We start from the raw sequence: 14,778 nt of genomic DNA, 5'->3' as shown, positions 1-14,778 counted from the left end.
CCCGTAGTGGAAGCTACGATCGAAACAGCTTTTTTAGTTGTTATCCCTTTGCCTTTTGCTTGGATTCCTCTATTAGCGATACTTTTGCTGGCCAGAACGCTCTCTTGCCTAGTAAAGTCGTAATAGCTGGTACGAGGAATGGACGAACGATAAAGGTATCCATTAAAACCCCAATCGCTGTTATGAGGCCAAACTGGACAAGCACTTGGATAGGAAGCGTCGCAAGCACGGCAAACGTAGCTGCAAGAATAAGTCCTGCTGAAGTGATTACGCCGCCCGTTTCGCTTACCCCTTCTTTGATGGCTTGCTTCAGCGGCAGCGTTTTGCTCTTTTTCCAAATGCTTGAGATCATAAATATATTGTAATCTTCACCAAGCGCAATGAGGAAAACGAATGCATAAAGCGGAATTGCACCTTGAATGGCATCAACGCCCATGATGTAATGCAGGATCACCCAGCCCAAGCCTAGTGCGGCTGCATACGACAGCAATACAGTGCCGATTAAGTATAATGTTGCAGTAATGGATCTTAAATAAGCAAACAGCAGAATCATGATGAGTCCGATAACTAAAGGAATAATGACATTATTATCATGATCCGTCAGCACCTTGGCATCATATTGCGTAGCTGTCTGGCCAGCGATCCATACTTTTTGATCAGCCTCAGCAACGTTTCCATTCGTAAGCGCAGCTTCTGCCGCCGCACGGAGTAACGGAATCGTCTCCATTGCTTCCTGGGAATATGGATTCGTATTCAAGATGACCGTATACGATTGTAAATTAGGGTCATTAACGCTCGGCTGCGGCTCCTGAACATGATCAACAAGCGGCACAGCAGCAAGCTTTTCTGCTAACTCAGGCACTGCACCATCCGTCGCAGCAACCACTGTAATCGGTGCTAAATCTCCTGGCGTAAATGACTTCGAAATTACTTCAAAACCCTCTCTTGAAGGCATATCCTCTGGAAAAGAAGACAGCAGATCATAAGTAAATTTAATTTGACTGGAGAAGCTTGCGAAAATTCCTAGTATCAAAACAGAGGTGATAACAACCATCCACGGCTTCGTTATAACAAGCTTTCCAATTTTGGTGCCGAGCTTCTTCTCCGTGTTCGGCTTACGGTACACTTTTCCTTTTTTGTCCGCATGTGCATGCGCCATTGCATCTGTACGCGGAATAAACGGGTAAAATGAGGCTCTTCCAATAATTGAAAGCAATGCCGGAACCAGCGTCAAACTTGCGATTCCCATAATAAGGATCGATAAACTGAATGGAATTGCGAAGCGATCATAAGCACCGTACTTAGCCGCAAGCAAAGCTAGCAAAGAAAGAACTACCGTAAAGCCGCTCATTGCAATAGCACCTGAGGCGTCCTTGAACGATCGTTTTAGTGCTTTCATTTTATCACTTTCACGAGTAAGCTCTTGACGGAAATGCGAGATGAAAAATAAACAATAATCAGTACCCGCTCCGAATAAGAGCACAGTCATAATGGATATAGCTTGCCCATCCACCGTTATCCAGCCTTCACCTGCCATAAAGCCAAGCAATGGTCCTGTAACAGCATAAGCAAATCCAACACCAATTAGTGGAATGATAGCAAGAATCGGTGAGCGGTAGATGAGGAGCAGCAAGACTAGTACGATAAGTACCGTTGCGATCATCAGTGATACATCCGCTCCTTTGAACAAATCGGTTGCATCAACCGAAATACCAACAGGACCGCTGACACGCACGCTTAATTCAGCATCATCATCGATAGGTACGGAAAAAGGTTCTTTACCTGATGCTTCTCCGATGATAGCTTTTATGGACTCAATATTTTCCTTCAAAACTTCAGTTTCTGTTGCTTCACCGAACTGAATCGGCTGAACGAGTGTCGTTCCGTCTTCAGAAGCAAACTTTTGCAAAGCAGGTAAAGGCATTTGATGAAGAGGTATAACCTCGCCTTGCTCTTTCAACGGATTTTCAACAATCTTCTGCGTCGTTTTTTGAATAAGCGCATAATCCGCTTCTGTTAAGCCGCCTTCTCGATGCCAGACCACCAAAGCTGGAATGCCAGAGGAGCTTGGAAACTTATCCTTTATTAATTGATCAGCGACAACGGACGGGCTGTCAGCCTCTAGGTTTGGAGCATTGCTTACTTCTTTGTCACCCACAGCTGGCAGAAATACAGTTAGCAGCCCGGCTAATACAATCCACGCAACTAATGTTATCCACCTTGTACGTCGTCCAGCGACCATTCCTGCTAATCTTTCGATCATTTGACAAATCCTCCATTTCACATTACGACTAATATCGTTTAAAATTAACTCAAGCGATAATTTAATTATATATACCGAAAGGTTAATTAATCAATTCATATTTATTACAATTTGATGAATGGAGGGCATGTCGATGAGCGAGGACCAAATAAAACGCAAACCAGGCCGGCCCAAAGGCACAGGTTCAATTCAGACGATGCAGCAAATTTTGCGCACAGCAGCCTTTTTATTTATGGAGCAAGGTTTCGAAAAAGTTTCATTAGAAAGTGTAGCTCAAGCATGCGGGGTTACAAAAGCAAGCGTTTATTATTATTTTAATAATAAAAGCGTTTTGTTCACCGAATGTCTTCAATTTGTTCTAAAGATGGCTTATGATCAAACTTCAAAAATTGTTAGCAGCACCGGGTCACTGAAGGAAAGAATGCTTGTTGTTGCTGAACGCCATATGAACAATGCTCATGTTGAGTTTGAAACGATGATGCGGGAAGCTTCCAGCGGTTTGACTGAGGAGCAAATTACGAGCATTCGTACGAGTGAGCAAGCGATACACGAATTAATTGGGAGTGTATTTCAGAAGGCAATGGACGAGGGCGAAATCAAACGAGGTGATTCGATGCTGCTTGCTCATGTCTTTACAGCTATGTTAACGGTTCGAAATCGTAAAGAAATCATTAATAATGAAAAAACAGTGGAACAAGCCGCGTTCGAAATCGTAGAACTATTGTGGGCAGGACTAGAGCCTCGCTCGTAATCTTATTAATTGGAGGTTTTTTAATGCTTAAAACCGCAATGGGTCGTCTGCGGGTCGTTGGTTTCATCGAAGGGTTATCTTTTCTATTACTGCTTTTAATAGCAATGCCCCTCAAATACTGGGCTGATATTCCAGAACCCGTGACTATTGTAGGCGGACTTCATGGCCTCTTATTCGTTCTTTATATCCTTGCTGTCTTCCATGTATGGATTAAACACCGCTGGTCGATTCTAAAGGCAGCAGCAGCATTTATCGCAGCTTTCCTTCCGTTTGGCACATTTATTCTTGATAAGAAGCTGCTTCGCGATCAATAAGTTAAAGAGGTTATTCCGAGCAATTGGAATAACCTCTTTTTTTGATAATAATGGAAGAAATGATGTGAGCTAGCCTTCAAAGCATGATAGAATAAATGTAAAATTAAAGGAGAGTGTTTCATGATGGGTATTATTATGAATAGAGTAGGAGCAATCTTTGTTACGGTTAGCGATATTGAAAAAGCTCGTGAATGGTATTGCTCCATTCTTGAATTGGAGCCTACCTATGATATCATTGCAGGTCATTTATGCTGTATTCCTTTAGATAACAACGGCCAAAACCTTGTTTTAGACAGTAAAATCTATACAGAAGATACTTATGCAAGAACACCTATTTTTCATTTTAATACGGATGACATCCATGCAGCTTTTCAGTTCATGCGTGATAAGAATGTAGAGCTTGTAAGCGAAATTGAACATGGTCACTTTTTCAGCTTTAAAGACCCCGACGGAAACCAGCTGATGGTTTGTAAATGCTAAAAAAATAGCTAGCTGCATTGATTATAGGTCTATCCAAAATCTTTTAATAATATTGCCATTTTCCTCTACGAATTCTGATTCCAACACGCCACCGTTTTTTAAAATCGTTTTTTCTGAGCCGGTATTCCCTTTATCACAAACAACTAGAACTTTTTGATGACCCCAATCTTTTAAAAGCTCCAACGTATTTGATAATATGATATTGGCATACCCTTTTCTTCTCTCCGATGGACGAACGCCATATCCGATATGGCCGCCTTGATTGAGCAGTTTTTCATTCAATCGATGCCGAATATTAACCGCACCAACAATTAAGTTGTCCTCATTTAGGAGCCAATAAGTGGAATGAGGCACGCGATCACCGCTTAATATTTTGGATTCAGTGTCTTCAGCATACAAAAAATCTATCATGGCATTAAAATCTTCCGGTTCTCTCTCAATGACCCACGGCACCATATCTTCACCGCTCTTTATCCAGTCCTCATAAAAGGATATATACGCGTCGCGGTATTCGATTGTTGGTTTAATTAATATTGCTGATTTTGGCATAAGCACGCTCCACTCCGATGATTTTTACCAAATTAACACATTTAATGAATAGGGTCAATCTTATTTCATCGATGATTCATCGTGCTCTTCATAACAAAGAAGACTAAGGCATAACGCCCTAGTCTTCTTTTGCTTAAATTATACTTATATTAGTTATGGAATTGTTGACCATCATGAACAGCCTTTACATAACCCGCGCGGATTACGAAATCTCCGAAATGCTCGCCCGTTTCCCGTTCCTTTGCATACTGATTAATAATCGGTTTTAAAGTATCGAGAATTTCGGTCTCATCGATATTTTCACGGTAAAGCTTGTTTAATCTATCACCTGCATAGCCCGCGCCCATATACATATTGTATTTGCCGAGTGCCTTGCCGATAAATGAGATTTCTCCAAGCGCTGGTCTTGCGCAGCCGTTCGGGCATCCAGTCATCCTAATGTTGATCTCCTGGTCACGCAGTCCTGCTTCATTAATAATCGGCTCCAGCTTATCGATCAGTGTTGGAAGGTAACGTTCTGCTTCCGCCATAGCAAGACCGCAAGTCGGCAACGAAACACAAGATAATGAGCTTCGGCGCAGCGCAGAATGCTGCGTACCGTCCGTAAGTCCGTATTGCTCAGCTAGCTCCGTAATTTTGCGTTTTTTCTGGCTGCTGACATTACCGATAATAAGATTCTGATTCGGAGTAATACGGAAGTCGCCTGTATGAACTTTGGCTATTTCGCGTAAACCCGTCATTTGCGGGTTGCCTTCTTGATCCTCAATACGTCCGCTCTGGATAAACAACGTCAAATTCCATTTACCGTTGCTTCCCTTCAACCAGCCATAACGGTCTCCGTTATTTTGGAATTGATAAGGGCGTACCTCTTCAAGATGCCAGCCAAGACGGTTTTGCAGCTCGGTTTTGAACCATTCAATCCCATGACGGTCAATCGTATATTTAAACCGAGCGTTTTTGCGAACCGAACGGTTGCCATAATCACGTTGAATCATAACGGTTTTCTCTGCTAACTCGACAATTCGCTCCGGCGGACAGAAGCCAATCACTTTACCAAGCTGCGGATAAGTCGTTGTATCGCCGTGTGTCATCCCCATACCGCCGCCAACGGAAATGTTAAAGCCCTTCAGCTTGCCATCTTCTACGATTGCAATGTAGCCGATGTCTTGAGAGAATACATCTACATCATTAAAAGGCGGAATCGCAAATCCAATCTTGAACTTACGCGGCAAATATACAGGTCCGTAGATCGGCTCTACTTCCGCTCCATCCTCGTTACCATCGATTACCTTTTCTCCATCCAACCAAATTTCATGATAAGCGCGAGTACGCGGCGCCAAATGATCATTCACTTGACGTGCCCAGTAGCTTACTTCCTCATGATGGTTCGATTGAAAAGGATTTGGACTGCACATAACGTTCCGATTGACGTCACCGCAGGCAGCAAGTGTAGTCATCAGCTCGCTATTGATTTTTTGAAGCGTAGGCTTCAAATTCCATTTCAAAATGCCATGCATTTGGAACGTTTGACGTGTCGTGAGACGCAAAGTCCCGTTTCCGTACTTGTGAGCTAATTCATCCATGGCAAGCCATTGATCAGAGGTTGCTACACCGCTTGGCAGTACCACCCGGATCATGAATTGAAATGCAGGCTCAAGCTTCTGCTTTTCACGTTCGTTGCGCAAATCCCTGTCATCCTGCATATAACTTCCATGAAACTTCAACAACCGATTGTCATCCTCAGGCAAACCGCCTGTAATCGGATTGCTCATCGTTTCTACTAATGCGCCGCGCAAATAGTTGCTTTCGCTTTTGATATGCTCAACTTCACTTGGCGGTCCACCGATAGGTTTTACCAACTGCTCTTTCGCCATTGTTGCTGTCTCCTCTCGCAATCATTCAAGTACTCTTGTTGTTATCTATTTATTAATAAACATCACGTTGGTAGCGTTGTTGATCCTGCATATCATTCAAATAAGCTGCCGCTTGCTCAGCGCTTAATCCGCCCTCTTGCTCAATGACAGTTAATAGAGCCGTATGCACATCATGTGCCATATGTTTCTCATCACCGCAAATATAAACATAAGCGCCGGCTTGAAGCCATTCGAATAGTTCACGGCTCTTCTGCAGCAAACGATGCTGTACATATACCTTCTCTTCCGTATCGCGGGAGAAAGCCACATCAAGTTTGGTCAAAACGCCGTCTTTAAGCATTCTTTGCCAATCGGTCTGATATAGGAAATCCGTAACAAAGTGGCGATCTCCATAAAACAGCCATGATTTTCCTTCTGCGCCAATTTCCTCGCGCTCTTCAAGGAATGCACGGAATGGAGCAACACCAGTACCTGGACCAATCATAATAATTGGAGTATTCGTATCCGCAGGCAGCTTGAAATTCGGATTTTGTTGGATATAGATCGGCAGACTGTCGCCTGGTTGTACACGCTCTGCACAATGTACGGAGCATACCCCATAACGCTCACGACCATGAGACTCATAACGAACAGCTCTCACGGTAAGATGAACCTCATCCTCATTCGCTTTAAAACTGCTCGCAATGGAATAAAGTCTTGCTGGCAGCTTACGCAAGATAGCAACAAATTGTTTTGCGCTTCCTTGCCAAGGCTCAAAATCCTGCAATAAATCAAGCAGATCCCGACCGTTGATATAGCTTCTAAGCGCTTGTTCTTGCCCTTGAGCCAGCAGTTCACGAAGTGCTGAGTTCGAAGTCAGTTCGGCTGCTTGCGTGATCAGCGGTTTCGTTAGGGCTGTAATTTCATAATACTTAAGTAGAGCTTCACGCAATGAGCCTTGCTCACCGCTCTTATTGATCGGAACAACTTCTTCAGCGTTCCAATTCATTTGCTTAATAATCGCATCCACGAGCTCTGGATGATTTTCCGGATAAATACCAAGGCTATCCCCTGGTTCATATTGTAAATTAGAGCCTTCAAGCGACAGCTCCAAATGACGAGTTTCCCGATCAGAGCCACGGCCATTCAAGTTAATATTCGCAAGAACTTCAGCCTTAAAAGGGTTGTTTCGCGAATAGGCGGATTGTTCTGGTGTTGTTTCGCTGCTAGTTTGCGCTATAGCTGCAGTCGTTCCCGAGGCAGCATTCAAACGATCATTTAATGAGCTGATAACCTCTGCTGACCAGCCAGCAACAGCCTCATCGTAATCGAGGTCACAATCTACACGAGGAACAATACGTTTTGCGCCAAGCTCTTCAAGACGTTGATCAAAGTCTTTACCCGTTTGACAGAAAAATTCATACGACGTATCGCCAAGCGACAAGACAGAAAAGCTTACATTTTCTAGCTGTGGAGCTCGCTTGCTGTAAAGGAACTCGTGGAAGCTCTTCGCATTATCCGGCGGTTCCCCTTCACCATGAGTACTGACAACCAAAAACAGGTTTTCGACTTTTTTCAAATTGTTCGTCTTAAACTTATTCATTGGCGCAAGTGTTACTTGCAGACCCTGTTCTTCCAGCTTGCGCGATAAGCTGGTAGCTACCCGCTGGCAATTGCCGGTTTGAGAGCCAAACAATACCGTTACCTCACGGGAAACCGCTGGTTGACTGATAGCTGAAATAACTTCTGCAACTGCTGCTCCCTCGGAGACAGCCTGCACATCCGCACTAATCGTTAACGGACCTGCTGATGCTTGACGAGCAAACAAATAACCTGTCAGCCAAATTTGCTGAGACTCCGTTAGTGATGGTACAAGGCGATTCAGAAGGTCAACTTGCTCTTGATTAAAAGGACTGTTCGTTACCTGAAGTTGCAACAATATCCACCTCTCATAAACATAAAATCATCATTAGTTTTCATAGTTAACTTAAAATTAGTGCTTCAAAAGTGCTTCAATAATTATTAACCTAACATAATCAGACAAATCCATCAACGATGATTTCACGCTCCTAAATTACAATTTTATGGAAAAAGATCGTTATTCATCCACAAAACAAAGAAATCAGGGCAATTTGCCCTGATTATCTTGGATTTATTAGAAAAAATGATCGATTGGATATAAATTAATGATAGTTGATCCAAGCGAATTTTTGCTACATTATATGTAGTTGAAAATCATTCTCGATAATTTTGTCGAAAATCAGTGTTTTCTCCATTTATAAAATAATAAAATAAAAAAGTGCTGCGAGCGCAAAACGATAATAGGCAAACCATGAAAGCCTAATTTTTTTCATCATGTTTATGAACGTTACGACCGCAATCATCCCTACAATAAATGCAGCTATTAGTCCAACTAGAAACAGAGGCAAATCCGACATCGTGAGAAACTCTCGGCTTTTAAGTAGGTCTATTCCGCTCGCTCCAGCCATAATCGGAACGGATACTAAAAAAGTAAATTCGGCCGCAGCCTTCTGGCTCACACCAAACAGCATGCCGCCAGATATCGTCGAGCCTGAACGCGAGAAGCCCGGCCATAATGCGAGTATCTGAAAACATCCAACAGCAAAGGCCTGCTTGTAGGTAATGTCATCAAGCTCCTCTGCAGTTGGCTTCTTTCGTACACGGTCGGCGATAATCATCAGTATTCCGCCCGCTACAAGACCAATCAGCACCTTCTCAGCAACGAACAACTCGCCTTTTATAAACGAATGAAGCAAAACAGCACAAGCTCCCGCCGGTGCCATTGCAATAATGATGTGAAGAGCATTCAAACCCGAATTTTTGCCTACCTTGAAATTAAGTAAACTCGCAAACCGATTTCGGTATAACACAAGCACAGCCAGCACTGCGCCAAATTGAATGACCACCTCAAAGGTTTTCGCTCGATCACCTGTGAAATTCAACAGCTCCGCTGTTAAAATCAAGTGACCCGTTGATGAAACTGGTAAAAACTCAGTAAGGCCCTCCACGATACCCATAATAATCGCATTAATTAAATCGCCCAACGCCCAATCTCCTCCTAGAAATAGACTGAAAATTACTCACTCTATACAAGCCTATGCATGTCCGTAGGTTCCCATTTCATTTTCGATCAAATCGGTATGAATTTCGATTTTCCGGATTCGATTGTCGTCACGTTCACGAATAATAAAGGTCATATTCCCATAGGTCCACGGCTCTCCGATAGGAAGCTCGGGCTTCTGATTAAAGAGCCAACCGCCTACAGAATCTACTTCTTCACTTTCAAGATCAGTTCCAGCAATCTCATTCCAATCACTAATCAGTGCCTTGCCGTTAACCAAATAACGCTGCTGCTCAATATATTCGATTTCTTTCACTTCATCCTCATCGAACTCATCACGGATTTCCCCTACAATTTCTTCTATGATGTCTTCGATAGTGATGAGCCCCGCCGTTCCACCATACTCGTCCAACAGAATTGCAATTTGAACGCGTTCCTGCTGCATTTTGCGGAGCAGCTTATTGATCGGCATGACTTCAGGAACCGACATAACGGGCTGAAGCAGAGATGTTACGTCGATATCTCGGTTTGTTTCATAGCGGAGAAAAAATTGCTTTGTATTTAAGATCCCAATGATATTGTCTTTGCTTCCTTTGGCTACAGGGAAACGTGTGTATTGCTCTCTTATTATAATTTCGAGGTTCTCCTCGCGAGTATGTTCTACATACAAACAGGCCATATCCGTCCGAGGAACCATAATTTCTCTTGCAAGCCGCTCATCAAACGCAAAAATCCGGTTGACATAGCCATACTCACTTTTATTAATTTTTCCGCTCTCATAGCTTTCCGACAAAATGATGCGAATTTCTTCTTCAGAATGAGCCTCATGCTCATTCGCTGGCTTTAAGCCCAGCAATCTTACCAAGGAGTTCGCAGATCCGTTGAGAAGCCAAATAAACGGATACATCACTTTATAAAAAACGATGATAATCGGAGCTGTAAACTGACTGACTTCTTCCGATTTAATGATGGCTAACGTTTTGGGAGCAAGTTCTCCTAGCACGACATGCAAGTACGTTACAATGATGAAGGAAATGACAAACGAAAGCACCGAGCTTAGCTCGCCCTCGATATGTATCCGATCAAATAAAGGGTGCAATATAAGCTCAATCGTTGGTTCTCCCAACCATCCGAGGCCAAGCGCTGTAATCGTAATGCCGAGCTGGCAGGCAGATAAATAACCGTCCAGCTTGCTCGTTACCTGCTCAACCGCTCTAGCATTTTTCATGCCCTCTGCTACCATCTGATTGACGCGGCTTGATCGCATACGAATAATTGCAAATTCAGTCGCGACAAAAAAAGCTGTAAATACAAGCAATAATACGAATAGTGCAAGCTTTAAAACCATCGTCTTCTCCCTTTTGCAATGGAGATGCTACTAGTAGCCCACCTCAACCGATGCATTAACGATGTAAATCAAATCGTTTTTATCATCTTTGTCCGGCAGTACTACACCGCTAGTCGTCAGCATGCCGCCGTGTATGACTTCTACAGTCACTTGTCCATACGGCAGCACTGCTTTTACCTGCTCAACGTCAAGAAGCTCATGATCACAAGGAAGTGCAAGCCTTACCCGCACCTTCATGTTATCAAGCGTTCCTCCTGGCAGTACGGATCGCAGTCCGGGCATCGAGTTATGATGAATCGCGTTTTGTACCGCGCGCACCGATGCCTTTGTAATATTTTGACCGTGTAGATCGCATCCCATGCCTATTTCTATAAAAAATAAGTTGTCCACTTAAATATCCTCTCCTTCAAAGTGAAATTTCATACGTACTAGATGACTTACCATGGAACATCATCGTTATTGCCTGTGCCTTCTCCAGCAGGGGTGTAGCTATATCCGGAATCCGCATCCTCAGTAGGCTTCTTGCTTCCGATACGAGGCATAACATCAACCAGATCAAGCGGCTGTACGAGCTCAACCGGCGACATGCCTTTATCGAATTGGAAGGAATCCCCTTCAATTACGACGACGTAACGTCCGTTATGCTTGGCAAAATGGATGCTGTCGCCAAAGTCAGCAAGCAGTCCTTTTACTGTAACGTCGCCTAGTTTAAATGTAAAAGGTAAATCCGGCTTCTGCTCAACTAATGCCGCTGCTGCAACTTCTACCTGCTCCGGCGTCCACCACTCCTGAAGGTCGCGCTTCTCACTTGCCGCCCACACCTCAACCGCATTTTCTTCCTCGCGGCGCTCCGAGCTTTCATCCTCTTGCCACTTATCCGCAATATATTGATGAACCATCTCCACCACTTGCTCACCCATGACCTCAGGTAAAGGCTTCTCATAAGAAACATATTTTAAGAAATCTTCAAAATATCGAGCGTGCGACGCCTGATGAATTTTTAGCTCCCAATGCTCTAGCATGCCCTCCTCCGGCATATGCGGATACTGAATCGATTTGATGCTGCGAGCAGATATCGCCATCTCCACCTGGGAGATTAAGCTTTTTTCATCCGAAATACGAGCAATCTTAGGCTCAAAATCACATTTCAGCAAAAATAAAAACGGCTCATCGAAATACGTATTAAGCTTGGATAACGCAATAATAAATGCGCCTCCCCTTACTGCACTCGTATCCATGTAGATTCGAACGAGCTCGTCGGCAATGCCGATAAAGCGCTCCTTGGAATCCGCGTCACGCAGCCGCTGAAATAAATTGTAGTTCTGATTGCTGCCGAGTTCATAACCGGGCTCAACCATAAATCGTCCAATCTTCGTTGGCGCGCCTGCTGAGTTAGGATTGCGCTCTACTTTTCTTTTGACGATCCGTTTAAATTCATCATCCAAAAACCTTTGAATTTCACTATCTTCATATGTGTCCTCTTCTAATGTCTGATAATGTTTAAACCGTTTTCCTGATGATGTGGCACTCTCTTCACCATCGGTATGAATAACGAAAAAGGATAAATATTGCATATTAAAATCCACGTTTATAATTCCTCCAAACAAGCTGATGTCATCTACTTAGAATAGCATATCTCGCCTCTTCGCGACATTAGATGAGAGAACCAATCACATTAATCTCTCAACTGAATTTGATAGAATTTCAAACATGTTCCAAGTGTATTTCAAACCCTTGATAATAATATCTTGCACAACATGTACAATGTTTGTAGAATGTTGTGAAGGCTATTTTTGCTTACTATAAGCATTCGAACGAATGAAGGAGAATCTCGACATGACAGAACGTAACACCATGCTACATATGACTACCCAGGTATTGGACAAGCGAGCTGTTCTTACAGCTATTGAGCAGTCGCTCGCCATGATCGAATTCGATATTCAAGGGAAGGTTTTATGGGCAAACGAAAATTTTGCGCAAGCCATGGGATATCACTCCTCAGAGATGCCAGGCATGCTGCATAAGCAATTTTGTTCGCCACAATTTGTGAATAGCACTGCGTATGCCAAACTCTGGGAAGACTTGCGAAATGGACTACCCTTTCAGAATAAAATTTTGCGGATTACAAAAACCGGAAATGCAATCTGGCTGGAGGCCACTTACATGCCGGTCAGAGATGAAGAAGGCCGTGTTATTGCGATTTTAAAAATGGCAACCGATATTAATGCCCGCGAACAGGCTACTTCTCAGATGACAGAAAATTTGCTAAAAATGTCCGAGGAGCTGCTTAGCCGTGCCCAAGAAGGGATATCACACAGCCAAGAAGTGGAAGCAGCAATTGAAAGAGTGGCTGTAGGTGCAAGCGATAATATGACTGTCCTTCACCTTCTGGAACAACAAACAAGCTTCATTCGTAAAATCGTTCGTACCATCCGCGATATTGCGTCGCAAACGAATATTTTGTCTTTAAATGCGGCAATCGAAGCTGCACATGCCGGTGAGCATGGCCGGGGCTTCAATGTGGTCGCGATAGAGGTGCGCAAGCTGGCTGGTCAAGTCCAGGAAGCAACCAAAGAAGTAAATGGGTATGTAGAAGATATCGTAAACCATGTTCAAGAGGTCGTAAACGGCACCAAACTCTCACAAGAGGTTGTTGCGGAAAGCCAGCTGCGCATTCAACGGGCTGTCGATGAATTCATGAGCATCGGGGAAGCGGCGCGACAGCTGGATATGCAGGCGAAAGAGCTTAAAAATACGATTTAGCAATCATCTTCAGCATGGCCCGAAATGAGATGAATATTATTCTCCCGTACGGCCTCAAGCTGTTTCTACTCCCCTTACACGAGTAATTATGTAATACATGTTAAACATTAGGTGCGCTATTTCGCTCCTTTATTTCTTCATGCTCTCTATAATTTCACTAACACAATGTTCGATATCCTTATTTAAGCAATCAAAAGTTTTATCACTATACTTCATGTATAGCGGCACTCTTTCCTCATAAACGTCCTTCAGGCTATTTCCTTTCTTCATTACAATCCCTCTAGTTGTTATGTTTATGAGCCGCCTTTGAATCTCTTCATATGGGACATGCAAATAAACGATATGCCCAACCTGTTTCAAGGCATTCATAGCTTTATTTGAATAGATAACACTTCCACCTGTAGAAATAACACAGTTTTTCAGTTTCAATTCAGAAACTATTTTCTCTTCGATTTCCATAAATTTGTCGATACCATCATGATCAATTATTTCTTGCAGCAACCTACCTTCTTGTTGTTGAATAACAAGATCTGTATCGATAAAATCCATTCCTAAAGCTTTTGCAAGCAGCACACCTAAAGTGCTTTTACCCGCTCCTGACATACCGATTAGTACGATATTCATATTTTTCCTCACCTTTGTAATGCCTCCATCTTCCCTTTAAAATAAATCGAACTAAACCTCAAAGTAGCACGGGAAAGCTGTCACCCTAACGGCTGCCTCGTTCAGTTTGTTAACCTAATCCTTTACACCGTTTGTCAGCCGCTTGTTGATTAACTCATCAATTTGATTGATCGCTTCTTCACTTAAGAAATATGACTTTTGTACTTCAAGATCTGTAATCATTTTTAGAGGTTTGCTATTCCAGTATCGAAAACGTTGCTCTGAAAACGAATATTTTATGACAATGTCATAGTTCGGTCCGATAGCAACAACCTCCCCTGTAGCTCTAACCGCATCTTTTATTGCATCTGAGAATGCTTGAAATTCGTTTTTCTCGGTAAGAGTCGCTAATGGTTTAGGCATTGGCTCTAAATCTATGCCATCAGGTTCTATGATAACAATTTCCTTTATTTCATTCACTGGCAATTGTGCCAATGGCAAATTTTCTTCAACTACAGTATTTTCGGTAGTTCGGTCTGATGCTGCGGAATCAGACTTTGTGGAACAACCAGATATACAAACCGCAATAAACAATACCAAGCAGACAAACTTTTGCACAAGAACCCCTGCCTCTCTAACATTCAAATTAAAAGTACACACATCTACTTCGACGTATGTTAATAATTTTATGTTGCTTGATTATTGAGGATCTCCTGCTAAGATTCGCTAGATGAAAGCTTTTAGTAGAAATCGTTATAGCCAATAAAAAGAG

14 protein-coding genes are annotated in these 14,778 nt (G+C 43.0%); 4 read left to right on the top strand and 10 right to left on the bottom strand.

The genetic code is table 11. The annotated features are described in order from the left end of the window. Positions 1 to 40: 40 nt before the first annotated feature. Entirely contained in the window at positions 41 to 2,263 is a 2,223-nt protein-coding gene (locus MHH56_RS15220; RefSeq protein ID WP_339209097.1) for an MMPL family transporter, read from the bottom strand. 133 nt (positions 2,264 to 2,396) lie between these two features. On the opposite strand from MHH56_RS15220, the gene MHH56_RS15215 reads away from it, so the two are divergent. From MHH56_RS15215 to MHH56_RS15205, 3 genes are all read left to right on the top strand, one after another. Further along, a complete protein-coding gene (locus MHH56_RS15215; RefSeq protein WP_339209096.1) occupies positions 2,397 to 3,014 on the top strand; it encodes a TetR/AcrR family transcriptional regulator in 618 nt (205 codons plus the stop codon). 23 nt (positions 3,015 to 3,037) lie between these two features. Next, positions 3,038 to 3,328, top strand: coding sequence for a DUF3817 domain-containing protein (locus MHH56_RS15210; RefSeq protein WP_076269299.1), 291 nt, complete (start codon positions 3,038 to 3,040; stop codon positions 3,326 to 3,328). 120 nt (positions 3,329 to 3,448) lie between these two features. After that, positions 3,449 to 3,808, top strand: coding sequence for a VOC family protein (locus MHH56_RS15205; RefSeq protein WP_339209095.1), 360 nt, complete (start codon positions 3,449 to 3,451; stop codon positions 3,806 to 3,808). Between the two features lie 21 nt (positions 3,809 to 3,829). Here the strand turns inward: MHH56_RS15205 and MHH56_RS15200 are convergent, their stop codons facing one another. From MHH56_RS15200 to MHH56_RS15170, 7 genes are all read right to left on the bottom strand, one after another. Then, entirely contained in the window at positions 3,830 to 4,357 is a 528-nt protein-coding gene (locus tag MHH56_RS15200) for a GNAT family N-acetyltransferase (RefSeq protein WP_339209094.1), read from the bottom strand. A 149-nt stretch (positions 4,358 to 4,506) separates the two neighbouring features. Then, entirely contained in the window at positions 4,507 to 6,231 is a 1,725-nt protein-coding gene (gene cysI / locus MHH56_RS15195; RefSeq protein WP_339209093.1) for an assimilatory sulfite reductase (NADPH) hemoprotein subunit, read from the bottom strand. Positions 6,232 to 6,283: 52 nt separating this feature from the next. Beyond that, positions 6,284 to 8,146 (bottom strand): assimilatory sulfite reductase (NADPH) flavoprotein subunit, encoded by a 1,863-nt coding sequence (locus MHH56_RS15190; RefSeq protein WP_339209602.1) that lies wholly within the window; start codon positions 8,144 to 8,146, stop codon positions 6,284 to 6,286. Between the two features lie 340 nt (positions 8,147 to 8,486). Continuing rightward, a complete protein-coding gene (locus tag MHH56_RS15185; RefSeq protein WP_339209092.1) occupies positions 8,487 to 9,275 on the bottom strand; it encodes an undecaprenyl-diphosphate phosphatase in 789 nt (262 codons plus the stop codon). A 51-nt stretch (positions 9,276 to 9,326) separates the two neighbouring features. After that, positions 9,327 to 10,640: a hemolysin family protein gene (locus MHH56_RS15180; protein ID WP_339209091.1), complete on the bottom strand. Its 1,314-nt coding sequence runs from the start codon at positions 10,638 to 10,640 to the stop codon at positions 9,327 to 9,329. A gap of 30 nt (positions 10,641 to 10,670) precedes the next feature. Next, a complete protein-coding gene (locus MHH56_RS15175) occupies positions 10,671 to 11,030 on the bottom strand; it encodes a Lin0512 family protein (RefSeq protein ID WP_076269289.1) in 360 nt (119 codons plus the stop codon). A gap of 47 nt (positions 11,031 to 11,077) precedes the next feature. Continuing rightward, entirely contained in the window at positions 11,078 to 12,226 is a 1,149-nt protein-coding gene (locus MHH56_RS15170; RefSeq protein ID WP_339209090.1) for a DUF3900 domain-containing protein, read from the bottom strand. 250 nt (positions 12,227 to 12,476) lie between these two features. Here MHH56_RS15170 and MHH56_RS15165 point away from each other — a divergent pair, with 250 nt between their 5' ends. Then, a complete protein-coding gene (locus MHH56_RS15165) occupies positions 12,477 to 13,403 on the top strand; it encodes a methyl-accepting chemotaxis protein (RefSeq protein WP_339209089.1) in 927 nt (308 codons plus the stop codon). Positions 13,404 to 13,532: 129 nt separating this feature from the next. On the opposite strand, the gene MHH56_RS15160 is transcribed toward MHH56_RS15165, so the two are convergent. Continuing rightward, positions 13,533 to 14,027: a shikimate kinase gene (locus MHH56_RS15160; protein ID WP_339209088.1), complete on the bottom strand. Its 495-nt coding sequence runs from the start codon at positions 14,025 to 14,027 to the stop codon at positions 13,533 to 13,535. A gap of 114 nt (positions 14,028 to 14,141) precedes the next feature. Next, positions 14,142 to 14,651, bottom strand: a complete 510-nt coding sequence (locus MHH56_RS15155) for a hypothetical protein (RefSeq protein WP_339209087.1) — start codon at positions 14,649 to 14,651, stop codon at positions 14,142 to 14,144. Positions 14,652 to 14,778 lie beyond the last annotated feature (127 nt).

This window comes from Paenibacillus sp. FSL K6-3182 (assembly GCF_037976325.1).
Lineage (GTDB): Bacteria > Bacillota > Bacilli > Paenibacillales > Paenibacillaceae > Pristimantibacillus.
Note: the sequence above shows the minus strand (reverse complement) of the source record. Positions and strands in the feature narration are given on the sequence as shown.